Annotated in this window: 27 protein-coding genes and 1 tRNA gene; 5 read left to right on the forward strand and 23 right to left on the reverse strand. The window is 50.9% G+C overall.

From position 1 onward, the window contains the following. Positions 1-13: 13 nt before the first annotated feature. The 6 genes from GJJ30_RS27595 to GJJ30_RS27620 all read right to left on the reverse strand — a co-directional run bounded on the left by GJJ30_RS27595 (position 14) and on the right by GJJ30_RS27620 (position 4,587). A complete protein-coding gene (locus GJJ30_RS27595) occupies positions 14-550 on the reverse strand; it encodes a YfiT family bacillithiol transferase (protein ID WP_154178374.1) in 537 nt (178 codons plus the stop codon). Positions 551-553: 3 nt separating this feature from the next. Beyond that, positions 554-1,537 carry a hypothetical protein gene (locus tag GJJ30_RS27600; protein WP_154178375.1) on the reverse strand — a complete coding sequence of 328 codons (984 nt, stop codon included), beginning with the start codon at positions 1,535-1,537 and terminating at the stop codon, positions 554-556. A 17-nt stretch (positions 1,538-1,554) separates the two neighbouring features. Continuing rightward, the gene (locus GJJ30_RS27605; protein WP_154178376.1) at positions 1,555-2,415 is read right to left on the reverse strand and encodes an inositol monophosphatase family protein; all 861 of its coding nucleotides are present in this window, start codon (positions 2,413-2,415) and stop codon (positions 1,555-1,557) included. After that, on the reverse strand, positions 2,402-3,646 hold the full coding sequence (locus GJJ30_RS27610) for a lipoprotein N-acyltransferase Lnb domain-containing protein (RefSeq protein WP_170299291.1): 1,245 nt from the start codon (positions 3,644-3,646) through the stop codon (positions 2,402-2,404). The genes GJJ30_RS27605 and GJJ30_RS27610 overlap by 14 nt, the downstream gene beginning before the upstream one ends. Beyond that, complete coding sequence (gene rsmI, locus GJJ30_RS27615; protein ID WP_154178378.1) at positions 3,615-4,280, reverse strand: 16S rRNA (cytidine(1402)-2'-O)-methyltransferase; 666 nt, start codon at positions 4,278-4,280, stop codon at positions 3,615-3,617. The genes GJJ30_RS27610 and rsmI overlap by 32 nt, the downstream gene beginning before the upstream one ends. A 73-nt stretch (positions 4,281-4,353) precedes the next feature. Continuing rightward, the gene (locus tag GJJ30_RS27620; RefSeq protein WP_154178379.1) at positions 4,354-4,587 is read right to left on the reverse strand and encodes a 4a-hydroxytetrahydrobiopterin dehydratase; all 234 of its coding nucleotides are present in this window, start codon (positions 4,585-4,587) and stop codon (positions 4,354-4,356) included. A 139-nt stretch (positions 4,588-4,726) separates the two neighbouring features. Between GJJ30_RS27620 and GJJ30_RS27625 the strand changes: the two genes are divergently transcribed. Next, a tRNA-Ser gene (locus tag GJJ30_RS27625) sits at positions 4,727-4,811 on the forward strand. Positions 4,812-4,946: 135 nt separating this feature from the next. On the opposite strand, the gene GJJ30_RS27630 is transcribed toward GJJ30_RS27625, so the two are convergent. Continuing rightward, complete coding sequence (locus GJJ30_RS27630; RefSeq protein WP_154178380.1) at positions 4,947-5,933, reverse strand: HEPN domain-containing protein; 987 nt, start codon at positions 5,931-5,933, stop codon at positions 4,947-4,949. A gap of 202 nt (positions 5,934-6,135) precedes the next feature. Beyond that, positions 6,136-6,699, reverse strand: a complete 564-nt coding sequence (locus GJJ30_RS27635) for a methyltransferase family protein (protein ID WP_154178381.1) — start codon at positions 6,697-6,699, stop codon at positions 6,136-6,138. Positions 6,700-6,799: 100 nt separating this feature from the next. Here GJJ30_RS27635 and GJJ30_RS27640 point away from each other — a divergent pair, with 100 nt between their 5' ends. After that, positions 6,800-7,228, forward strand: a complete 429-nt coding sequence (locus tag GJJ30_RS27640) for a hypothetical protein (RefSeq protein WP_154178382.1) — start codon at positions 6,800-6,802, stop codon at positions 7,226-7,228. Here the strand turns inward: GJJ30_RS27640 and GJJ30_RS27645 are convergent, their stop codons facing one another. Together GJJ30_RS27645 and GJJ30_RS27650 are read right to left on the reverse strand one after the other, a co-directional pair. Beyond that, complete coding sequence (locus GJJ30_RS27645; protein ID WP_154178383.1) at positions 7,229-8,251, reverse strand: DUF3828 domain-containing protein; 1,023 nt, start codon at positions 8,249-8,251, stop codon at positions 7,229-7,231. A 32-nt stretch (positions 8,252-8,283) separates the two neighbouring features. Next, a complete protein-coding gene (locus tag GJJ30_RS27650; protein WP_154178384.1) occupies positions 8,284-8,763 on the reverse strand; it encodes a DUF5675 family protein in 480 nt (159 codons plus the stop codon). Between the two features lie 228 nt (positions 8,764-8,991). On the opposite strand from GJJ30_RS27650, the gene GJJ30_RS27655 reads away from it, so the two are divergent. Next, positions 8,992-9,546 carry a hypothetical protein gene (locus GJJ30_RS27655; RefSeq protein ID WP_154178385.1) on the forward strand — a complete coding sequence of 185 codons (555 nt, stop codon included), beginning with the start codon at positions 8,992-8,994 and terminating at the stop codon, positions 9,544-9,546. Between the two features lie 84 nt (positions 9,547-9,630). Here the strand turns inward: GJJ30_RS27655 and GJJ30_RS27660 are convergent, their stop codons facing one another. Next, positions 9,631-10,017, reverse strand: a complete 387-nt coding sequence (locus GJJ30_RS27660; protein ID WP_154178386.1) for a winged helix-turn-helix transcriptional regulator — start codon at positions 10,015-10,017, stop codon at positions 9,631-9,633. 98 nt (positions 10,018-10,115) lie between these two features. On the opposite strand from GJJ30_RS27660, the gene GJJ30_RS27665 reads away from it, so the two are divergent. Further along, on the forward strand, positions 10,116-11,009 hold the full coding sequence (locus GJJ30_RS27665) for an NmrA family NAD(P)-binding protein (RefSeq protein ID WP_154178387.1): 894 nt from the start codon (positions 10,116-10,118) through the stop codon (positions 11,007-11,009). 7 nt (positions 11,010-11,016) lie between these two features. Here the strand turns inward: GJJ30_RS27665 and GJJ30_RS27670 are convergent, their stop codons facing one another. From GJJ30_RS27670 to GJJ30_RS27710, 9 genes are all read right to left on the reverse strand, one after another. Beyond that, positions 11,017-11,622, reverse strand: coding sequence for a hypothetical protein (locus GJJ30_RS27670; RefSeq protein WP_154178388.1), 606 nt, complete (start codon positions 11,620-11,622; stop codon positions 11,017-11,019). A 47-nt stretch (positions 11,623-11,669) separates the two neighbouring features. Beyond that, positions 11,670-12,122, reverse strand: coding sequence for a hypothetical protein (locus GJJ30_RS27675; RefSeq protein ID WP_154178389.1), 453 nt, complete (start codon positions 12,120-12,122; stop codon positions 11,670-11,672). Positions 12,123-12,243: 121 nt separating this feature from the next. After that, entirely contained in the window at positions 12,244-12,879 is a 636-nt protein-coding gene (locus GJJ30_RS27680; protein WP_154178390.1) for a response regulator transcription factor, read from the reverse strand. 209 nt (positions 12,880-13,088) lie between these two features. Beyond that, on the reverse strand, positions 13,089-13,259 hold the full coding sequence (locus GJJ30_RS27685; RefSeq protein WP_154178391.1) for a DUF1059 domain-containing protein: 171 nt from the start codon (positions 13,257-13,259) through the stop codon (positions 13,089-13,091). A 20-nt stretch (positions 13,260-13,279) separates the two neighbouring features. After that, positions 13,280-13,729: a DsrE family protein gene (locus tag GJJ30_RS27690; protein ID WP_154178392.1), complete on the reverse strand. Its 450-nt coding sequence runs from the start codon at positions 13,727-13,729 to the stop codon at positions 13,280-13,282. An 80-nt stretch (positions 13,730-13,809) separates the two neighbouring features. Further along, on the reverse strand, positions 13,810-14,439 hold the full coding sequence (locus GJJ30_RS27695; RefSeq protein WP_154178393.1) for a Crp/Fnr family transcriptional regulator: 630 nt from the start codon (positions 14,437-14,439) through the stop codon (positions 13,810-13,812). Positions 14,440-14,619: 180 nt separating this feature from the next. Then, the gene (locus GJJ30_RS27700; RefSeq protein ID WP_154178394.1) at positions 14,620-15,699 is read right to left on the reverse strand and encodes a TolB family protein; all 1,080 of its coding nucleotides are present in this window, start codon (positions 15,697-15,699) and stop codon (positions 14,620-14,622) included. A gap of 96 nt (positions 15,700-15,795) precedes the next feature. Next, the gene (locus GJJ30_RS27705; protein WP_154178395.1) at positions 15,796-16,626 is read right to left on the reverse strand and encodes a phosphatase PAP2 family protein; all 831 of its coding nucleotides are present in this window, start codon (positions 16,624-16,626) and stop codon (positions 15,796-15,798) included. A 104-nt stretch (positions 16,627-16,730) separates the two neighbouring features. Then, positions 16,731-17,630, reverse strand: coding sequence for a bestrophin family protein (locus GJJ30_RS27710; RefSeq protein WP_154178396.1), 900 nt, complete (start codon positions 17,628-17,630; stop codon positions 16,731-16,733). Positions 17,631-17,939: 309 nt separating this feature from the next. Here GJJ30_RS27710 and GJJ30_RS27715 point away from each other — a divergent pair, with 309 nt between their 5' ends. Further along, positions 17,940-18,809 carry a hypothetical protein gene (locus GJJ30_RS27715; protein ID WP_154178397.1) on the forward strand — a complete coding sequence of 290 codons (870 nt, stop codon included), beginning with the start codon at positions 17,940-17,942 and terminating at the stop codon, positions 18,807-18,809. Between the two features lie 237 nt (positions 18,810-19,046). Here GJJ30_RS27715 and GJJ30_RS27720 read toward each other — a convergent pair whose 3' ends face one another. The 3 genes from GJJ30_RS27720 to GJJ30_RS27730 form a co-directional block, all read right to left on the reverse strand. After that, positions 19,047-19,256 carry a hypothetical protein gene (locus GJJ30_RS27720; RefSeq protein ID WP_154178398.1) on the reverse strand — a complete coding sequence of 70 codons (210 nt, stop codon included), beginning with the start codon at positions 19,254-19,256 and terminating at the stop codon, positions 19,047-19,049. A gap of 75 nt (positions 19,257-19,331) precedes the next feature. Next, entirely contained in the window at positions 19,332-19,715 is a 384-nt protein-coding gene (locus tag GJJ30_RS27725) for a DUF3037 domain-containing protein (RefSeq protein WP_154178399.1), read from the reverse strand. Further along, positions 19,696-20,496, reverse strand: coding sequence for a HipA family kinase (locus GJJ30_RS27730; protein ID WP_154178400.1), 801 nt, complete (start codon positions 20,494-20,496; stop codon positions 19,696-19,698). The genes GJJ30_RS27725 and GJJ30_RS27730 overlap by 20 nt, the downstream gene beginning before the upstream one ends. Positions 20,497-20,632: the final 136 nt, after the last annotated feature.

The following is a 20,632-nucleotide window of genomic DNA, read 5'->3' on the forward strand; positions in this document are numbered from 1 at the left end:
TTTTAACTTTTAATTACACCCAATGGTTCCGTAAAGCAAGCTGATACGCGTGCTGGTAGTGGTGTTCGCCGTGCCAGGCGTAATTGGCGATGGCTTCGGAGAGTGAAAACCGGAGTTGACTGGCCGGGTGGAAATACTGTCGCCGGAGTTCCGTTTCGGTCAGCGCGTTCAGTACCATCACCCAGCGTTGGTGTAAATTGCTCAGAATGACCAGGGAAGGTGCTACGGAAAGCGTATAGTCGGGCAGTTTGGCCCAATCCTGTTCTTCGTACGGCTTAATGGTTGGCACATCCTCGGTCAGCGCGAGTTTGGTGCGCGTGTAGGCGTTGATGTGGCTGTCGGCGACGTGGTGAATCAGCTGCCGGACCGTCCAGCCGCCGGGCCGGTAGGGTGTGTCGAGCCGACTATCTCCCCAGCGCCCGACGAGTTCAGTCAGGTTGTGGGGAAAAACCGCAATGGCCGCGATATGTTCCTGCGTCTGGTCGAACGTATACGTCTGGCCGTAGGTGAATTCGCCAATGGGGTAGCGGAGGTCGTCGTTTTCGGGCATAGCTCAGGTAGTTAAAAGACGCTTCAACCCATTTTTCAGGCGGTGAACGGATTTCAAAACTGGTGAAAACCGCTGCGCCAATTCCTGGCCGAGCCGGTGCAGCCGCAAATCGGTTCCCCGGTAATACCGGTGGATGAATTGCTTGCTCAAGCCCTGAAAATGGAGGGAGTTAAAGATACAATTTTGATTTAAAACCCGGTTATATCCTTCGTAATTCGATGACTTCCACGTCGCTTTTTTGAGGTTATTGTTATCCAGTTCAAACTCATCGGCCAGCCGATTGCTGGCAATACTAATGTTCAGATCGAAAACCTCCGGCGTCGAGTGTTCCGGTGTGGCCGACGGTTTCAGCAGATTAATCACCCGATCGGGATGGTCGGTGGCATAGAGATAGAGCAGCGCCATGTCGGAAACGCCACCGGCCTGCCTGTTTTGCTGGTGATACTGCCATTTTTCTTCCAGACGAGCCTGACTGTCGGTGGTCTGATACGTCGCCAGCAGGTAGTCGCAGAAATCGGCAATGCCCTGCCGGGTCCAGAACGAGGAATGGGCCGAAGCCAGCCAGCTATACGGATTCGCGGTCGGGTATTCGGCCAGGCAATACGCCGATTGCTGATTCGCGCTGCGGTTTTTCCAGGCGGCATATTGCCCTAGGTTCTTATACAGCATCACATCCGAATCAGCCACAAAAACCGCATCCAACTGGTGCTGTTCCATGAACGCCAGCACGTAAAACCACCGCACAAAACACAGCCGTTCGTACCATTCCGGATTGGTGGAGCGGTGGACATAGTGCCGGGAAAACCGGTCTGATTTTTCCGCATTCAGCGAAGCAATCGGCACGTGGGTGACAAACGGAAAGCGGTTTTTATTCGCATCATCCCCCAGCACATACACCGCCGACTCCGGGTTTGCCAACCGACATTGCCGCAGGCTATACTCCAGATATGACTGATAACCGGAATGGATGAAGACGATTGGGAGCATGAGAAAACCGAAAACCGTTAATAAACCGGCTGTGGGATGGGGAGGGTGCCTTCGTTGTTCCAGTATTCTTCGATGACGGCCAGGAGTTCGGGCTGCATGGCGCAACCCGCGAGAATATCACCCCGAAACAGAAACTCACCACCCCCGTTGAAGTCAGTGACAATGCCGCCCGCTTCCTGAACCAGCAACACCCCGGCAGCCATGTCCCAACTGTTCAGATTAAATTCGTAATACGCTTCAAACCGACCACAGGCCACGTAAGCCAGGTCAATGGCGGCCGAACCCATCCGGCGGATGCCGTGCGTGCTTTGAATCAGCTTGGCGAATATTGCCAGATACCGATCCAGGCGGTCGAGGATTCGGTAGGGAAAACCGGTAGCCACCATGCTTTCACTGAGGCTGGTTGCAGGCGATACCCGGATGCGTTCAGGGGTTCCACCCGTTCGCGAATACCAGGCACCACTGTCCAAACGGGCCGAAAAACATTCGTCGCGGCTAATGTCGTAGACCGCTCCGGCCAGTGGCGTTTTCCCTTCGGCCAACCCGATGCTCACCGAAAAAACCGGCAGGCCATGGATGAAATTGGCGGTTCCGTCGAGTGGATCAATGATCCAGTTCAATCCTGTTCGGTCGGCGGTTTGACCTATGGTTCCCTCTTCCGTGATAAAACCGGCTTCAGGTAGCAGCCGGTGCAGCGCGTCGACAATCTGCTTCTCGGCTTCCTTGTCGACGTACGAAACCAGGTTGTTAACATCCTTGTATTCAATTTTTTCGCGCGAAAAGAGCAGACTTTCCTGCCGGATAAACCCCCCAACGGTTCGGGCGATATCGTCGATTTTCTGACTGATTTGTGCTAAGTGGAGATCAGGACCTGGCATACGTTGTCTTTGCTGTTTGGGTGGAGGCCGAGCGATACTGGTAAAACGCGCGAAAGAGTAAGGTTAGTAAAAAGAAATTAAAACCGTAGAGGTAATCCTGGAAAAAGGCGTACAAAAAGAAGGCCACCAGGCCCACCATCGTCAACAAAAAATAGGTTCGGATGGTTTGGGAATTTCGCTGGCGCGTTACCCAGAAAATGAGCGGCAGGTGCAACGGCATGATGAACAGCAGGGCCGGGTTCCAGATCGTTACGCCGTGGTCGGTGCCGAACCAGAGGAACACCAGAAACCAGCCCCAGACGCCAACAAATCCAAACAGCAGCCGGTCGAGCCAGAAACCATTTTCCTTCCGTTTTCGCTGCCGCCGGGTAATCAGGAAAACCACCACCAGCAAAACCGCAAAGAAGAAATCCGGCGATAGCAGATACGTCAGAAATGCGTTGCTCTCGTCGGCGGTGGTGGCTCGAAACAGAAACAGGGAGTTGGCTACCAGGGGCGTTTCTTTGCCGTCGACGGTTCTGAGTCGGGCGCGTTCGGCTTCGTCGAACACGTTGTCGGGTAGGTACATCGCCTGCCAGCTGGACGCTTTCACATCCGCCGGATAGCCGATGCCGAGGTTCATGCCCATCCGCGCCCAGGTCTGGTTCGTCAGGTACTTGTTCATCCAGTCGCGGTAGGAGAGCGTAGAATCGATGACGTTCAGAAATCGCAGGCTGTCCCCGCAGGCTTTGACGAGCATGTCGCGCGGGCGGGTGGAGCAGTTGTCGTAGTAAAATTTGTAGCGGTATTCCCGGTTTTCGGGACGGTAATTGGTTTCGAGCAATTCAAAAATCCGTTGTTTCTGGGCCGCCGACAGGTTCAGAATCTGTTCTTTCACGGAGCGGTTTTCGAGCTGCGACGCGTACAGCATGTTCGGCATCGAATGCACGGAAAGGATATACGGCAGGGTGCCGCGCAGAAACTTGATGTAAAAATTACCGGTCCGGAAATCGAACGTACCGTAGTTGTAAACCCGGTCGAGACCGTATAGTGGGTCAGAAATCCAGAGCGCCGTATGGCCAAACGACGAGTACAATTCCGGCCCCGGCGAAACCGTGATCAGGCTGACTTTGGCCTGCGGGGAAAGGGTTTGGGCGGAGGTAAAATGAATAATGAATAATGAACAATGAATAATGAAAAGGGCTTTCAGGAGTCCTTTTCTATTTCCCTTGGACGACAATGACAATTTCACCTTTGATCGTTTTTTCGGCAAAGTACGTAATTATTTCCTGTATCGTACCGCGAACGGTTTCTTCAAACAGTTTTGTCAATTCGCGCGAGACGCTGGCGGGGCGGTCGGGGCCGAAGACTTCGCCAAACTGCGTCAGGGTTTTCAGCAGCCGGTGGGGCGATTCGTAGAAAATCATCGTGCGGGTTTCGTCCGCCAGTTCGCCGAGCCGGGTCTGTCGGCCTTTTTTGTGGGGCAGAAACCCCTCGAATGTAAACCGGTCGGCGGGCAAACCGGAGTTGACCAGCGCCGGAACAAAGGCCGTGGCGCCGGGTAGGCATTCGACCGGAATCTCGTTTTTAAGGCACTCGCGCACCAGCAGAAAACCGGGGTCCGAGATGGCGGGCGTTCCGGCGTCCGACACCAGCGCCAGCGTTTTGCCGGTTTTGAGCTGGGCAATCACGCGCTGCACGGTCTGGTGCTCATTAAAAATATGGTAGCTGTGGAGCGGTTTGCTGATCTGGAGGTGTTTGAGCAGCACGCCCGAGGTGCGCGTATCTTCCGCCAGAATGGCATCCACCGACCGCAGCACATTCACCGCCCGCAGCGTAATATCGTCTAAGTTACCAATCGGGGTCGGTACAAGGTAGAGCTTCATTTTTTATTGCGTGATTGAGCAGTTGGGTGATTGAGCGAAGGGCGCATAGCCACTCAATCGCTCAATCACTCATTCACTCAATGAGTTTATCGATCGCTTTCGCGAGGGTTCGGTCTTTGTCCGTCACCGTGTCGCCCGCGTCGTGGGTGCTGAGCCGGAACGTGACTTTGTTATAGGTGTTGGTCCACTCGGGATGGTGGTCCATTTTCTCGGCGATAAGGGCCACGCGGGTCATAAACCCGAAGGCTTCGCTGAAATCCCGGAACACAAAGGTTCGGGTGAGCTGGTTGTTTTCTTCTGTCCACATACCCGTACCAACGGGATTGCGCCCGTTTTGTTTGTGTGGCGGCAAGTTAGACGATCGCGCGGAAAAAAACCGGATTTTGGTGTCAGGTATTGGGAAAATAAAAAAACCGTCTTACTTTTGCACCCACATAAGTGACCAAAGAGGAATGGCGGAGTGGTCGATCGCGGCAGTCTTGAAAACTGTTGACTGTAACAGGTCCGGGGGTTCGAATCCCTCTTCCTCTGCTGAAGCCCCTGATGACGGAAGTTGTCAGGGGCTTTTTCTTGTTTACTCTCAGAAGGTTAGCTACTTGTAATACGTAATTCGATGAAGCATCCAACATTGTTGGTAAACATAAAGCAAAAGCTAGTTAGTAAGTTTTAGCATTTTTTTAAATCTAATATGAGCTTAGGCTCAATTAAAGAATGAATTAATGTCTTAGATAATAAATCATTTGCAAAGAGCTTAGCGGTGTAAACATTTTTTAAAGACTCAATTTTTGAATCTTTAAATTTAATAATATTTCCATGAGCAATATCACTTCTTAAGCTATACAGTTTTTCTATAAAAGTTTTGATTGGGGTTTCAGGGTTGTCAAAATACTTTTTTAAATCTATAGACTGGCTAAATCTATTATTTAATAAATGAATTTTAGCTGGAAGTTGTCTAGATATTGGATTACCCCTTCCATTCGTATCCTCAGTTAAAAGAAACTCAAATATAGACATAAATTCTAGGAACTTATATTGAGATTGGTTCGGAGTTTTGGAAGTATTGTAGTAGTTATAAATTGCCATTTTAATTAATTGATAACTTTCTCTTGAATTTGACATAAGGTCTTTTAGTCTTTTGTAAGAATCTCCAATGCCTTGCAACATACTCAAGGTTATTTCTATATTATATTTCATGATATCCAGCGATAAGAACTCATAATAACTTGCTAATACTAAGGGGTCAAAGTCAAAAAAAGGATTAGATATTTCTGAGCTTGTAAAACTAAATTCAGGTCCCATTAATAAGTTGTTATACAAATGACAACAAACTCTTAAGTCAAAACGCTGATCCAAATCCTTAATGTTTCTACTTGCTATAATATAATAATTCCAATTCTGGTTGTCTAATTCTTTGCCAAATCTAAAAGGATTCTCATTGTATTGATTAAGGGTAAATGATATTTCATGGAAAGCAATATACTGTTTAAAATAAGCGGTGTGTTCTATTAATTTCTCTTTTATTACATGAACTTGTTTTTCACTTGCACGTTCCAAATAATAATTTTCTGTAATTAAGAATGGAAGTTTTATGTCACTACTAATCCTGTAGGCATTTAATAAAAAAATAAAATCGTTTATTTCGACTGTTTCCATTGTTTGTTTTAGTTTGAATATTTTTCCTTAAAATGTGTTACTATTTTTGCTACTGTGAAATGTCTATTATTTTTAGTTTTTAAAGGGCTTATTACACATAAAAAGAGAGTATAGTCTTAATGAAACTTGTAATTATATGAAATTTTGATGAATATAAAATTACTATTTGAAACATTCATCATTTTGAAACATTTATCATTCTTCAAACCACAAACGGCAAAAACATCCAAGTCCGTTTTAGATATTCCCCATACTCATCCGGAAATAGCGCTAGCATCCGGTTTTCTTCTTTTCTGGCGCAGTACAGAAAATAACCGCTGTAGAGCAGCAGCCAGATCAGCCACATGAAACCGGCAGTGAGCAGGCAGCCGAACATCGCCAGCAGAATACCGGTGTAAATCGGGTGGCGAATCCGGCGGTACGGCCCCGTGGTGATCAGATCCGGTTTTTCTTTCACCGACATCGGCATGCCCCAGTTCCGGCCCAAGTGCATGCGGGCCCAGATGGCAAACGCCACCCCGGCCGCGCACAGCACGCAGCCGATGGATTGGAAAACCGGTGTGGGCGGAAAAACCGGGTAGTCGGCCAGCGGGCGATACGTAAAATGGACCGTCAGAAACAGAATAACCGCAATTGCCATGATCAACCGGGTCAGCGCGCGGTCGTCGGGATTCGTATCGTCGAGCGTCTTTTTGGCGGTCCGGCTGAAGATAAACCAGATGCTGAAAAAAATAAACCAGCAGAGGGAGATAAACAGATTATACATGTCGGGCGAAGGGTTGGACTTGCTGTAAAACGAATGGTAGAAGTCTGGGTTCCAACGCTCGTCGGCCAAACCGGGTCAATCTGAAAAAACTGCCAAGCCCGTGAAAACTGTTCTGCCCGTTGTCTGCCTGATTCTCCTGCTGTTCGGTTGCGAAAAAGCCGAAATTGGCACCGGCACCGACTGTACGGGTTACCTGACCAACCTCCTGCTGGCCGAAAATCAGATTCGGGGCGAGTGGCAACTGGCGAAAGTGATCGCTTTTATGCCGAATCAAACGGTGCCGGATGTCAGGCTCGTCATTGATCGAAACCGAATTACGGTTTGGGAAAACGGGACCCAAACGAATCGGTTTCGCTACATCATTCTGAAAAACCACTCCAAAGAGCTGCTTCTCGTGACGGATGCGCAACCCGGGAACAACGCCTGGCGGGTTCAAAGAGCCGGGTTGCAGTTATGCAAAAACCGCCTGCTTCTGGACACCGGTCGGGCATATGACGCGCCAGCGTATGATTTCCACCGCAGCCGGTAATCAGCGATTTGTTCGCTCAAAAACCAACTGGTCGGTCAGCACCCAGGTTTTGATAGTCGACGACTTTTTATCATCGGCGTCGGTTGACGTACTGATCGTGAGTTTGTTACCGGCTAAGGCCGAGTTGATCGTCTTCACGTATTCCACCTGGTCGGCGTAAAAAACCGGTTCCCGGAACTGAATTTTGGACGACGCGTCGTATTGCACCAGCCAGGCTTCGGTTTCGTTCCCGTTGTCGTAGGCCATCACCAGCACCGTCCCGCGTTCTGTTGCCAAAACCGTGTCGAGCAAACACACTTTGGCGTCGGGCGCATTCCGTTTATCTTCCGAAACGATGCTCGCCAGCCCCAGCCGCGCAATCTCGTCGGCGGAGAGGTTCGGACGGTTTTCCAGTTTCGCCATCACGTATTTCTCGTTCAGGGTGAGCGGTTTGAACGAGACGCCGGTGGTTGCGGGGCCAATGCCCATGTCGCACTCGATGCTGGTAATGAGCCATTTACCGTTTTCTTTTTTCAACGAGATGTTCCGTTCCATCGGGCTGTCGAACGATTTGCCAACGAGCGTGGCTACTACCCGATCGTCGCCCGCTTTCCGGAACCGGACGGGCGAAGTGGTCCAGAAAGCCGGTTCCCAGTCCTGCGCGCAGAAATACTTGTCGGCATCCAGACAAGACGGCACATCGTCGACGGCTTCCTTCTGCCACAACTGGCTGCATTGCTGGTAGAAAGCCAATTCCCCGGCAATGAATTCGTCGTTCACAAAACCGCTCTTTTTGAAATGCGCCAGATAGCGTTCCAGTTTCGGCTGAATGAGTTTGAGGTGGCTGCCCCGGTCGTCGGTGAAGTCGACTCGGTGGGTCGTATCCTGCGAAAATGCGGTGTACCATCGGTAAAAACCGTGCACGGCGTCGGCAATGGCGGCTGAATCGGAAGCGGTTTCGGTCGCAGCCGAGGTTGTGGAGGAGCTTTGCTGACAGGCAAACAAAATCGCGAACGCGAAAGGTAAAAGCAGGAGGGATTTCATGAGTTACGGTAATGGCAAATCCTTGAATTGGATCAGTGAACGGGTTTTTCGGCAGCCGCGAAGGCCGCAAATGTTTCCTCGTCCCGCAAAATGGTGATAAATACTTTTTCCTTCTTGATGACGGCCGAAATTTGTGAAAATAAAGCACTAAATGCCTTTCGCGAATTCAGTACCCGATCTTTCTGGCGTTCCGTACCCGGCAGGAGGCAACCCAGCGAATCGACTTCCGAATTGCCGGGATGAATGCGAATGCCGTCAAAACCGGGGACATTGACCAGCAGGGGCAGGAATTTCTTAAACTTGTTGCTGAAATTGACGGCAATCTCATACCGCCCGTTCGGAATTGCTGTTTTGCCAAACACTTTGAGCTGTTTGATTTGCGACAAGGGCATTTCCGTAGTTAATCCCCGGTCGCGGTCTTCCAGGATAAAACCGCTGACCACGCCGTTCACGGAATAGTCCGAGATTGTTGACTCTCCGGTGAAAACTTTCCGAATAACCGTTATTTCCATTGATTGATAGGGGTTTAGCTTACCAGGACCAAGGTACTGGTTTCGGTAATTGCTTTCCCTAACTTTTTAATGACCGGTTTTTGTTACCCGGCTGATCATCTGCCATAAAAACCGCCAGATTCAGAGTTCCTCAGCACGAGTAGAAAAACTTTATTTATAGGTGATTGGTTGTGCAATAAACCATAGTTTTGGGGCTTCTGTTTTATTCTATCCACCGGTTTAATTCGTATGAAAATGAAGTGTTACCTGGTCGTGACCGGCCTGTTGATGACAATGCTGCTCGGATGTTCCAAATCCGACAACACCGTAACTCCCTCCAATACCGCCGATCTGCTGGTTCGTAAATGGTCGATTAATGAACTCAATGTCAAAACCGACGCCAAATCGTATGCCATTCCTGCAACTGATGGCGGAACTTTTTTCGGCGACGACAATACCGCCACTTTTAAAAGCGACAATACCTATACGGTTGTTGAAAATGGCAAATCTGGGAATGGTGGCAGCTGGAAATTGTCGACCGACAACAAAACCCTGTCACTGACCGATATTGACAACGTAACGACTGTATTCACCGTGAACACCCTGACAAGTACGGCTATTGAATTGGCTACCAAGAGTGTGAACGTACTGAAAACCAATCCAACGGAAGAGGAGCAAAGTATTGCCTTAGCGGCCATGTTGCTGTTGTTTACGATCGATAAAGACAACGGCGGAACGATTGATTTCTCGAAGGAAACCGACCCGAAAACCGTTCAACTGATCCTGAAAGGGAAAGGTATTTAAGGAAATAGAAAATTTATTACCAATGTCGGATTTCCGGTCCGACACCTTTTTACGTTTAAACGAACGGGAAGCCGACTGCTTCTCTCAATTCTCAATTCCCAGGTTCTTGGCGTAATCCAGTCCCCACATAGCCATTGATTTCAAAATTGGTAAGGTCGCCCGGCCCCAATCCGTCAGGCTGTATTCGACGCGCGGTGGAATTTCGGCGAAGATTTTCCGGTTCAGGATCCCGTTGTGTTCCAGATCCCGCAACTCCTGCGTCAGCATTTTCTTGCTGACTCCCGGCATCGCCCGTTGCAATTCGCCAAAGCGATTGATACCCAGCGATACGTTGTGGATGATGATAGGTTTCCATTTTCCGCCAATAATCAGGTTCGTCAGCGTAACCGGACACTTCGTTAAGGCATAAGCTGATAAATCTTCTGGAAAATGTTTTTCAGTAACTAACTCATTATCAGTTTTGGTTTCCATTTTGAAACTAGGCAACTTAAAAGTGATTACTTGACAAATATAAACCATTGGCTCTAGTTTTGATCCGAATTAGTCAAAAAATAATCAGATCAACTGCCATGTACGTCATCACTGGAGCCAGCGGCAATACTGGAAAAATCATTGCCCATCAATTGTTGAATGCCGGAAAACCGGTCACCGTTATCGGTCGTTCTGCCGATCATCTGAAGGAGTTTGCCGACAAAGGCGCTGAAGTAGCCGTCGGTAATCTGGACGATGAGGCCTTTTTAACCCAAACCTTTCGGGGCGCGACGGCGGTTTACGCCATGATTCCGCCTAATTTTGTCGTCGACGATTTTCCAACTTACCAGAACCGGATCGCGGATGCGCTTTCTGCGGCTATTCGGGCGAACGGCATTCCGTACGTAGTTTCGCTAAGCAGTTTCGGGGCTCATTTGCCGGATCATTCCGGCGTGATCCTGGGAATGCACCGACTCGAACAGCAACTCGATGCGATTGAAGGAGTGAACGCCCTGCACCTGCGGGCCGGATTCTTTTACCACAATTTATTCAGCAGCGTTGGCTTGTTGAAAAATGCGGGAATTCTGGCCGGTTTTCCCATCGCTGGCGACAAGCGACTGGCATTCGTGCATCCCGCCGACATTGCGGAGGTGGCCGCCCGTCATTTACTGGCATTGAATTTTACGGGAAAGAATGTGCAGTTTGTGGCCGGACCCCGTGAACTGACGTTCGATGAAGTGGCCCGGGTGATTGGGCAGGCCATCGGCAAACCGGCATTGACCTGGACGGCGTTTCCCTACGATCAGGCGCGGGCGGGCATGATTCAGGCGGGTTTGCAACCCAGTCTGGCCGATAATTACGTCGAATTTTGCCAGTGCATCAATAACGACAGCCTGATGGCCGGTTTTGAACGAAACGCCGACAATACGACCCCGACGACGCTGGATGAATTTGTGACGAAGGAGTTTTTACCGGCTTATCAGAACGCCTGAAGGTAATTTAGCGTCCGATTCGGATGCCGTACGAAACGCCAAGCGACACCACACCACTTCCCCGGCCAAAACTCGTACAGTAGGAAGAGTTTACATCCAGAAACCGGCCCTGCGGCAGCGGTAATAGGTACCCAATACCCGGTTCGAAACGCAGGCTGGTGCGCATGACCTCGCTGGCACCCACATCGGCACCCACCAGCACGTCGGCGTGCAGCCGATTGGTCAGGTAGGCGCGGGGGCCGACGCAGAGGGGAACGCTAACGCCCATAACCCGGTCGTTGCGCATGGCGTAATTCATGTAAAGCGTGTTGAAGCCGAAACCTGAAATCGGGTTGTAACCGTAGCCCAGATACGCGTACGGATTCAGCGAACTGAAATTGATGCGGAAAACCTCAACACCCCCTTTCGCCGTGACGGCAAAAACCGGGCTGAGCGGATATTGAAACTGAGCAATGGCTCCGGCCCCAAACGTAATCGGGTTGTAGCGACCGACGCCGTGTTCCAGCGCCACGCCCCCGAAAACGAGTTTGTCCGTGGCCTGCCCGAAGGCTTTTGGCCAGTGGCCTCCCGCAAGGAGGCCACTGATCAGGAGTGAAAGGAGGTGCTTTTTCATTGGCGGAAAACGAATGCGAATGACGGCGGAAATCGGACCGGAAGCGCTTACTTTTTAGCGACAAAACTCAGCGCCAGACTTTCTTTGGTCTGCGGATCGGTTTCGGACAAATTGAAGATGATGTTGCTGCCGTCGGCATCGGCAACCAGCTCGCCGTCCACGTACAAACCGTAGGCTTCGCTGGTTTTCCGGACTTCCACCTGATCGATGTCAATGTTGGAGTCCTGCTGGCCAGTCACTTTAAGAACGAGGGAAAAAGACACGTGGTCGTCATCCGAACCGGGGCTTAGTTTGACCGTTCCCGAGATGGTTTGGCCGCTTTGCGTATACGGCATCTTGGGCAGATTGATTTCGTCGGAACCGGAGGCATACCGGAAGGACGTCAGCGTGTAAGTCCCGGCAACGGCCTTGGCGGCACTCTTGGGTTGAACATCGGATTCGGCTTTTTTACAGGCGGAAAAAACCGTGAGGGCGAACAGAAACAGTGCGAGCGTTTTCATGCGATTGGATTTGTTTTGCGAGTAACATTGGATTGACTGTGGCAAAACTACCGGTCGGAATCAGGGCCGACAATACCGCATTTGTATGATTTTTAGGCGTGGGAACCGGGCAAAAACCGCTCTATTTTCGGCCCAGATACTTGTTGACGGCTTCCACTTTGGAGTGAACCTGCAATTTTTCGTAGATATTGAAAATGTGTTTGCGAACCGTCGTTGGACTGACAAACAAGTCGTTCGCGACTTCCTTGTGGCTGTGCCCTTTCGCCAGCCGGTCGAGGATTTCCCGCTCACGACTTGTCAGCACGTCCAGTTCCTGGGTTGCCGTCGGGCTGACGTGAAATGAGCCCGCAATTTTCCGGGCGATGGTGCTGCTCATGGGCGCTCCGCCTTCGTGGAGTTCGGTAATGGCTTCCAGCAGCTTGTGGGGCGGGCTCCGCTTCAGAATATAGGCCGTAGCGCCCGCTTTGAGGGCATCGAACACGGTTTCGTCTTCGTCGTAAACCGTACACATCATAAACTGGGTCTGCGGACAGCGGGGCTTCAACTGGCGCACGCACTCGATGCCGTTCATGCCGGGCAGGTCGATGTCCATCAAAACCACATCCACCGGTTCCTCGGCCAGTTGGTCGAGTGCATCTTCCGCCGTTTCAAACGTCAGCCGGCAGACGAAACCGTCGGCCCCGTCGACCAGAATGGCCAGCGATTGCCGGATGGCTTCTTTATCTTCAACAATGGCAACGGAAATAGAGGTTTTCATCCGGCAATATTGGGCTGATTTTTACTGAAAAACCATACTGCATTTGTAGTATTTTGTCCGAAGCGGTTTTGTACTTGTAAGGTACGGATTACGGGTAGAATGTCAAAAAAATCAAAAACCGGTAGCCTGACGAACTTGTCCAAAACAAAAATGACCCGGCAGCCATCGGAACGGACAGCTTTCGGGCCATTTACGGGTGTGGCTATAACCTATTCTTCCTTGATCAGGAGTTTAACCTGCTCGGCCAATTCCGGCGTGACGGTAACGCCGTGGACCGCCGAAGCGTGTTCGGCCACTTGCTGGAGCACTTCCGTTTCGGTGGCGGCTTTGACCACGCCTGGGCAGTCAAAGCCGAGATCGCGGCAATGTACGGTTTTCATGATTGTGCGGTTTTGAATGGTTAATAAGTCAGAATTCGGTCACTGTCAGCCGCCAGTTTGACCAGCACGTTCGGCAGCGCAAACTCGGCCGGTTTATCTTTTAAATCGTCCTGCGTGATTCCCCGGGCTTTGGAGGAATTGCCGGATAAATAAAACCGCCCGTTGCCCTTGACAATCGCGTCGTAGTGCTCCCGCAGTTTTCCGGTTCCCAAACCGGTCACTTCGTTGAGCGTTTGATCCTGTAACAGCCGGACGCCATCGCCCGCCAGAAACAAACTGACCGTGTGCCCTTCCTCCAGGGCGGTTTTGGCCACCAGAAAAGCCAGCGCGGCTCGGGTCGCATCCTGGCTCTGCGTTACGTGAATAAGGAACTTCAGCTTGGGCGAATTCATGGCAAGGGGGTTCGACTGCGCATACAGCGCTGTTGTGAATAACAAGAAGACAATCAGTAGGTTAAAGCGGGTTTTCATCCTGTCTGGCGAATTGGTCAGGACAAAAGTAGAGCCGGATACCGCCAGAAAACGGTATCAAAAGTTACATAACTCAAAATTTATTTTAGCTGGATGTATCCCCGGAACAATTTGACTTTGCCCTGTTGCTCAAACCCTTTCAGGATGCGGGAAACCACGACGCGGGTGGTGCCGAGCTCGTACGCGAGATTCTGGTGGGAGATGACAATTTTCGGGGAATTTTCCTTTTGGGCCCAGTTCTTCAGGTACGTCAATAACCGCTTGTCGATCGGGTCGAACGCGACGCTTTCGAACGAACCGAGCAGTTCGTCGTAGCGGCTGCGAAAAGTCTGGATCAGAAAGGCGTTCCAGGAAGAATATTTCAATTGCCACTCGTTGACGAGCCGGGTCGGGAAAACGAAGATTTCGGACGGTTTGGTCGCGACGCCGTACGAAGTGCTGGTCTGGCTGAAGTACGCGGCCGACAGGGACATCATGCACGTCTGACCTTCCCGAACGTAGTACAGCAGAATTTCCCGGTCTTCCTTTTGCTGAAATACCCGGATCTCGCCGGTGATGACAATCGGCAGAAAGTCCAGAAACTGACCTTCCCGGACAATGGTGTCGTCTTTATTAACCGTGATGAACTTTCCGTGGGTGATCATTTCCTGCCGCAGCGCCGACTCGGTAAAGGCGCCCGGAAGTTTGGCCAGAATATCAGTTTTTTCCATTGAATCGGACAGCGAACGTTCGGTGAAGTACCGAAAATACAAACGAAATTGCCAGCGGTTTTTGCGGAAATTCGCCCGTTCAACCGCTTTCAAATATAAAAAATAATTGGACAGTTTAGGCGTATCTTCCTAATTATCTGGCTAATGCGTGGAAAGTTGGTAAAATGAAAACCGGTCTGGTTAGTTCTCTTTCGTCAATTGCAGCAATTCCTTCGGAATTCCGACGTAATAGAGATCAAAACCGCCCGCTCCGCCGGGACGATTGGAGGAAAACAGGAGCAGATCGTTCTCAAATTGCTCGGCTTTCATGGCGATGGGGCGGTATTCATCGGAGGCCGTATTGATCGTCGGGCCAAAATTGGTCGGCGCCGACCAGGCCCCGTTTACCCAGCGCGAATAGTAGAGATCAAAACCGCCAAAACCGCCCGGGCGGTTGGACGTAAAAACCAGCAGGTTGCCGATGATGTAGGGGCATTTGTCGTCGGCGGAACTGTTTAGAGCCGCAACGGGTGCGGGCTGGTTCGACGTTCCGGACTGGACCTGCAGGCTGGCGATCAGATTGTCTTTGGAAACCGGAACGGAGTACAGATCAAAAGAACCGCTGCGGTCGGAAGTGAACAACAACTGATCCCCCGATTCGGTCAACGTCGGATACGCATCCTGGTGGTTCGAATTGATCAGATTGGCTTTGAACGGACCTTCGCCTTCGTAGGCGTGGGAAGCTGTGTGGTAGGGCGTGTAGTGGACAAAGTAAACATCCAGGTTCCCCGTCGAGTCGCTGGCGTACAGAAGCACCTCGCGTTCCGGGTTTTTAAACGTCCGAACAAACGGCCCCAGTTCGTTTCCGCCGGTGTTGATGCGCCGAAAGAGGTGAAAATCGAAGTTGCCGATGTAGGTTTTGGGCGGCATATAACCGTAGGTTTCGGGGCCACCCGACATGCGATCCGCCCGGCGGTACCACTTGCCGCTGGTCTGGTCGAAGCTGACCGTCACCCGGTAATCCATAATGTCGTAGCTCAGTTTGGTGTCGGGCCGGAAGGTGTTGCTGCGATCCGACGAAAAGTAAAAATTCATGCCCGCACCCAACATCGGCGGCCCGGCCGAATTGTAATCGTTGGAAGGGGTGTTCAGTTCGGAAAAATTGGTGGGTTCGGCGGGGAGATTGGCGGTTTTGAAGTTAATCGTACGCTCGTTGTAGCTGGAAGGGCACCCCATCAGGACGCAGCTCAGCAGCGGTATCAAAACCAGAAACTTTTTCATAGGGAGACGAGTAGCGATGAGGGTTTGCGGACTACCTGACTGACCCCTAAAATACGAAAAGAGTTGGTCTGTGATTGATAAATAACTGGTGAAGCGTCAAAATGTGTAGGAAACCGCTAAGCCCCGCGCCCCGTTCCGGGAGAATTGGGGCTGAAACGACAGGCGATCGGTTTTTCGGCTCCGTTTATGCAATTCCGGAACGCCGATTCCGACGGCGGCTCCCACCAGAAAACCGGTCATGACGTCGGTTCGAAAATGTTTCCCGGCCTCCATGCGGTTTACGCCAACCAGAATGGGCGGGACTGCGGCCGCTGTAAAAATAGCGACCCGTTTCCAGCCTTTAATGTGGTAAAAATCCGTCAGCACTTTGGCTGCAAAAAACGTCGCAGTGGTGCTGAAGGAAACGTGTCCGCTGTAAAACGAATTGCTTTTGGCATTACCGGTTTTCTCGTCTATCTGAAGCCCGGGATTGTAGGTGAGCGGCCGGGCGCGCCGGATCGAAAACGCGGTACCGAAATACAGCAGGTTGTTGATGGCGTGCGCGGTTGTGTACAGGGTCAGGACGTCGAGCCCTTCTTTTCGAATTCGCTGGCTGAGAATCAGGAGGATCGGGGAGGCAATCGAAATGTTTAAAAACCGGTCGGAGCGTTTCTGGGCACCGTCAAACCGGGCCGGATCCAGAAAGGCAACAGGGCGGTCGAACGCGTTGATCTGCGCCGGATTGAGCCGGGAGACCTCGTCGGCCGTGAGGTTGGCGTAGCGATCCAGTTGGCGATAGCCGAAAATCGACGTGCCGAGCACCACCAGAGAAGCGGGCAGTTCGTACGTCCGGTAAACCCGGTAAGGGGAGCGAGTTGTGCTTTCAGTCTGCCCGAACGAAACCGTGGTATAAATCAGCAGAATAAGTGACGACAAATAGACTTTCATGAGTTGACCTCCGTAAAACGGGACAACAAGTATATCATTTTTTGCGAGATACCAGGGTAATTCATTGGGTAGAAAACGGTGATAACCGGGTGCCGCAAACGATTCTACATCGAATAATAGGCGTACGGCGCTATTTTTTCGGGAATGTTCTCAAAACCGGTCATGGTTTTCAGGTTGATCTCGATATTACGGGCGATGGTTGTCACCGGCGTATCGGTCGGGGTATTTTCGAACGGATTCTGAAGCTGAATGCCGCTTTTTTCAAGCAGGAGAAAAGCGCAGGAAATCAGGGTCACCATGGGTACATCCAGGTAAAAAAGATCGGCCTCAAAACAGAAGGGGAGAATAGCCGCAAAAAGGTAAATAAATATCCGCAGGTTGAACGTGGTCGTTCGGGGGAACGGCGTGTTTTTGATCCGTTCGCAGCGCCCCATCGAATCGGTAAGGTTGTTGAGCGTCGAGCTGAGGTGAATCATCTGAAAATCAGAAATTTGTCCCTCTTTATGGAGCCGCCTGACCGCCGTGCCGTGATCGGAAAGGAGCGCATTGGGAATGTTATCGGCGGCCAGCAGGCGTTCGACGGTGGCCTGGGGCAGAAATTCCTGCAATCGACCGCTAACCTCGTGACCGCGTAGTGTATCGCCCAGCACAAAACACCAGGCGCACTGCCGCGTCACGAACGAATGCAGCAAGGGTTGGTGGTTCGGCGCATCGGATAAAAACATTTGAAGTTGCCGGATAAAACTGCGGCTGTCGTTGACAATGGCCCCCCAGACGATCCGGGCTTCCCACCAGCGGTCGTAAGCCTGATTCATCCGGAAAGCCAGCAGCAGCGAAATGCAGGTTCCCAATAAGGAGGGAATGGCAATCGGGATGGTCAGGTACCAGAGTCGAAAATAGAATTTGGCTAGCACCACCACATTGGCGAACAGAAATACCAGCAGGGCTTCACGCCGAATTCGCCGGATTAAAAACGTGAAGGGTATCGGTTTCTCAAGCAGCATACGGTTTTTAACAAGTTACAACCAAAAACAAAGCCAGACGACCGAAGTCACCTGGCTTTTTACTATCGCTTAATAAACGGTTATTTTTTCAATCAGGTACCTTTCAGAGTATCCCCGTTTATCAGCGATTAATACATATAAAACCGGCACCGGGGAGAATTGTTTAAAAAAGTTTTAATTTTTTTTAGTCAGGTTGAATATTGCCATTTCGGACCCGTAAAATTGAATTTTTTATTTTTTTCGTAAGACAATCCAACGATTTTCCGGTTAGGTGTGTCTATGAAGATAATTTAATTCAACTATCCTGCCATGCACACTTTTTTACGATCTGTAGCAATTGTCACCCTGATTGCTGTCGCCGACTCCTGCGCCGTCAGAGACCATCTGGCCCCCGAAACAAGCTCCTGCCGAACTACCGAATTTCTGGGAGATCTTGATTATTACGTAATTCCGGATGGTGAAACCGTTCAGATTGGCCAGTCCGTCCTGGGCCTATCGGGCAATATGATTCCGGTAATCTCGATCGTCAAAGCGGGCGGAACTTCGCTTGCGGTGGGTTATCCGGAATACACCATTACCTACGAATATGATTCGGAGGGTCGGGTGAAGAAAACCGCAACCGGTGGTCGGCTTTATCGCAACGAGCGGTTTACTTCCGAGTTTTCATACGCCCCCAATCAGGTGACTGAAATTTACTCGGCCTATAATTTCCGGCCGGAACCGTACGTCGAAACCAGAGTGCATATGCTGAATGCGGACGGCATTGAAGAAAAACCGAATTTTTCGTATGCCAACGGGTTGATTACCGAGGAGCGTTATGCCAATTACACAATAAAAAATACGATTGAAAACGGAAATATTGTCAAGTCGGAAAATATTCCCGTTGATCCATCATCGGGCCAGCAGGGGTTAAAAACGTACGAATATGACCTGAGCCAACTCAATCCGCTACCGGTTTTTTATCCGATTCTTGCCGCACCGGCTCCTTTTAAACCAAACCGTAATCTGTTGCTTAAAATAACCGATGACGATCAGGTTCTGGATAATATCGGCCCCTACGTCATTGAATATAGCTATGTTACAAACGACTGGGGTTTCTTTCAAATTGAAAAGGTAAACCGTCCGAACGACAACCGGATTTCCTACAATATCAATGGCTACAAGCTATCCTGCCAGTAAATCGGTGGTTATTGAATTGGGTAAAGCGCTCTTTCGGGGCGCTTTTTCTTTTTCAACGAGCTGAGAGACTGTCTACAATTTAAAATTTTCCTTTTTTCGATCTGCCCCCAACCCCCTAAAGGGGGCTTTGAAATGCCGATTAAAGCCCGGCACCGGCCGCCCGGCCTTTAGGGGGTTGGGGGCAAAGTGGAAAAGGAAAATCTGAATTTTAGACAGTCTCTGAGACAGGATTAAAAGTTACTCTTCCCGAATCATCGCAACTCCCTTCCTGAACGACGTATAGGCCAGAAAGGTAAACAGGATAACACTGCCGATTTTGGCTACAACCGCCATCCAGCCGTAGGTGTTGATCACCCGCATGGCTTCCTCATTGGCGTAAACCTGAACCGACATATAAACGAAAGCAAAAGAGAGGAGAACCAGGCCAAAACCGGCGGCTTTTTTCATAAGAAGAAGGATTTAGATGGCTCCAATATAGGTTTTTCTTCGGATTTTTGCGGTTTTTTGATCAATCGCGTTCGGTCAATTTTGAACCAGTTGTTCAAAGAGCCGTGCCAGCTTTTCGGCGGCATCGTCACATAAACCGGTATGAACCGGCGAGGTCTGGACGATGGTGCTGCGGTTGGCCGTGAGCCACCGGAACCGGCTCGCAATCGGCAGTTGCCCAATCGGACCGCCTTCGCGACGCCCGGCGCAGATCTTCTGGAAAACCCGCAGCCGTTCCTGCAGGCCCGGAATATCGATTTCGCGGCAAAAAGCGCCCAGGCGGTTTTCGTCCAGCTCAAAAACCGTCTGCAAAAAGCCCTGCGACGGACAAAAAAGGATGACACCGACATTGAGGAATTCTTCGCGTTCGACGCGCGGCACGACGCGGATCACGGCGTACTCAAACAAGTGATTGGGCATGTTGCGCTTCGTTGACAAAGACTTCGGAATGGGCCAGCCGGGTTTCTAAAAAACGTACGTAAATCTGCCGTTGGTCCTCCACCGAATCGGCCGATGGTTCGCTCGTCAGCCACTCAGCAGGCACCAGATCAACAATGGCCTGAATGCGTTCGGGCGTCAGAATCTGGCGAAATTCGGCATCGACGGCATTGAGTTCGGTGGCCCAGGGGAGCAAAACGTGGTCTTTCACCGCAGCGAACGGCTTTTTGGCCTGCTCTTCCCAGGGCTGGCCGGAATGGTGAAAATAAAGGGCCGCGCCGTGATCGATCAGCCAGAGTTCGCGGTGCCAGATCAGCATGTTGGTATTGCGGGCCGTCCGGTCCACGTTGGTGATGAAGCAGTCGAACCAGACAATCTGGGATGCCAGCCGGGCGCTGACAGTGTTCAAAACCGGGTCGAAGGTGGTGGCGCGGGAGAGAAAGTGAAGCCCCAGATTCAGGCCACCACTGGCCCGCAGCAAATCCTGAATTTCCTCATCCGGTTCGGTTCGGGCCATCGCGGGGTCAAGAATGGCGAACACAATTTCGGGAATCCGGAAGCCAAGCGCTCGGGCGAGTTCACCGGCAATCAGCTCGGCAATGAGCGCTTTGACGCCCTGGCCCGCTCCCCGAAACTTCAGAACGTACAGAAAATCATCGTCGGCGTCCACGATGGCGGGCAGCGAGCCCCCTTCGCGCAAAGGCGTAACGTACCGGGTCACGTGGACGGTCCGGATGGGAGATTCGCGATCGTTTGGGGCCATTCTTACCAGATTATTTGGGCGGTTGGAAAAGTTACTTTCGACTTCCATTCCGAGTTTGCGGGAAATTTAGGCCAATTTTTTGAGAATTCAGGGCTGAATTACGGAATCGTTCGGCAACGACTTCGGCAGGATAACG

Origin of the sequence: Larkinella terrae (genome assembly GCF_009668025.1) — a bacterium.
Lineage (GTDB): Bacteria > Bacteroidota > Bacteroidia > Cytophagales > Spirosomataceae > Larkinella > Larkinella terrae.

Bases quoted from the DNA above. Each gene is read 5' to 3' on its own strand.
- GJJ30_RS27595 (WP_154178374.1), bottom strand. From the start codon at position 550: ATGCCCGAAAACGACGACCTCCGCTACCCCATTGGCGAATTCACCTAC.
- GJJ30_RS27600 (WP_154178375.1), bottom strand. From the start codon at position 1,537: ATGCTCCCAATCGTCTTCATCCATTCCGGTTATCAGTCATATCTGGAG.
- GJJ30_RS27605 (WP_154178376.1), bottom strand. From the start codon at position 2,415: ATGCCAGGTCCTGATCTCCACTTAGCACAAATCAGTCAGAAAATCGAC.
- rsmI (WP_154178378.1), bottom strand. From the start codon at position 4,280: ATGAAGCTCTACCTTGTACCGACCCCGATTGGTAACTTAGACGATATT.
- GJJ30_RS27620 (WP_154178379.1), bottom strand. From the start codon at position 4,587: ATGTGGACAGAAGAAAACAACCAGCTCACCCGAACCTTTGTGTTCCGG.
- GJJ30_RS27630 (WP_154178380.1), bottom strand. From the start codon at position 5,933: ATGGAAACAGTCGAAATAAACGATTTTATTTTTTTATTAAATGCCTAC.
- GJJ30_RS27635 (WP_154178381.1), bottom strand. From the start codon at position 6,699: ATGTATAATCTGTTTATCTCCCTCTGCTGGTTTATTTTTTTCAGCATC.
- GJJ30_RS27645 (WP_154178383.1), bottom strand. From the start codon at position 8,251: ATGAAATCCCTCCTGCTTTTACCTTTCGCGTTCGCGATTTTGTTTGCC.
- GJJ30_RS27650 (WP_154178384.1), bottom strand. From the start codon at position 8,763: ATGGAAATAACGGTTATTCGGAAAGTTTTCACCGGAGAGTCAACAATC.
- GJJ30_RS27655 (WP_154178385.1), top strand. From the start codon at position 8,992: ATGAAAATGAAGTGTTACCTGGTCGTGACCGGCCTGTTGATGACAATG.
- GJJ30_RS27660 (WP_154178386.1), bottom strand. From the start codon at position 10,017: ATGGAAACCAAAACTGATAATGAGTTAGTTACTGAAAAACATTTTCCA.
- GJJ30_RS27665 (WP_154178387.1), top strand. From the start codon at position 10,116: ATGTACGTCATCACTGGAGCCAGCGGCAATACTGGAAAAATCATTGCC.
- GJJ30_RS27670 (WP_154178388.1), bottom strand. From the start codon at position 11,622: ATGAAAAAGCACCTCCTTTCACTCCTGATCAGTGGCCTCCTTGCGGGA.
- GJJ30_RS27675 (WP_154178389.1), bottom strand. From the start codon at position 12,122: ATGAAAACGCTCGCACTGTTTCTGTTCGCCCTCACGGTTTTTTCCGCC.
- GJJ30_RS27680 (WP_154178390.1), bottom strand. From the start codon at position 12,879: ATGAAAACCTCTATTTCCGTTGCCATTGTTGAAGATAAAGAAGCCATC.
- GJJ30_RS27685 (WP_154178391.1), bottom strand. From the start codon at position 13,259: ATGAAAACCGTACATTGCCGCGATCTCGGCTTTGACTGCCCAGGCGTG.
- GJJ30_RS27690 (WP_154178392.1), bottom strand. From the start codon at position 13,729: ATGAAAACCCGCTTTAACCTACTGATTGTCTTCTTGTTATTCACAACA.
- GJJ30_RS27695 (WP_154178393.1), bottom strand. From the start codon at position 14,439: ATGGAAAAAACTGATATTCTGGCCAAACTTCCGGGCGCCTTTACCGAG.
- GJJ30_RS27700 (WP_154178394.1), bottom strand. From the start codon at position 15,699: ATGAAAAAGTTTCTGGTTTTGATACCGCTGCTGAGCTGCGTCCTGATG.
- GJJ30_RS27705 (WP_154178395.1), bottom strand. From the start codon at position 16,626: ATGAAAGTCTATTTGTCGTCACTTATTCTGCTGATTTATACCACGGTT.
- GJJ30_RS27710 (WP_154178396.1), bottom strand. From the start codon at position 17,630: ATGCTGCTTGAGAAACCGATACCCTTCACGTTTTTAATCCGGCGAATT.
- GJJ30_RS27715 (WP_154178397.1), top strand. From the start codon at position 17,940: ATGCACACTTTTTTACGATCTGTAGCAATTGTCACCCTGATTGCTGTC.
- GJJ30_RS27720 (WP_154178398.1), bottom strand. From the start codon at position 19,256: ATGAAAAAAGCCGCCGGTTTTGGCCTGGTTCTCCTCTCTTTTGCTTTC.
- GJJ30_RS27725 (WP_154178399.1), bottom strand. From the start codon at position 19,715: ATGCCCAATCACTTGTTTGAGTACGCCGTGATCCGCGTCGTGCCGCGC.
- GJJ30_RS27730 (WP_154178400.1), bottom strand. From the start codon at position 20,496: ATGGCCCCAAACGATCGCGAATCTCCCATCCGGACCGTCCACGTGACC.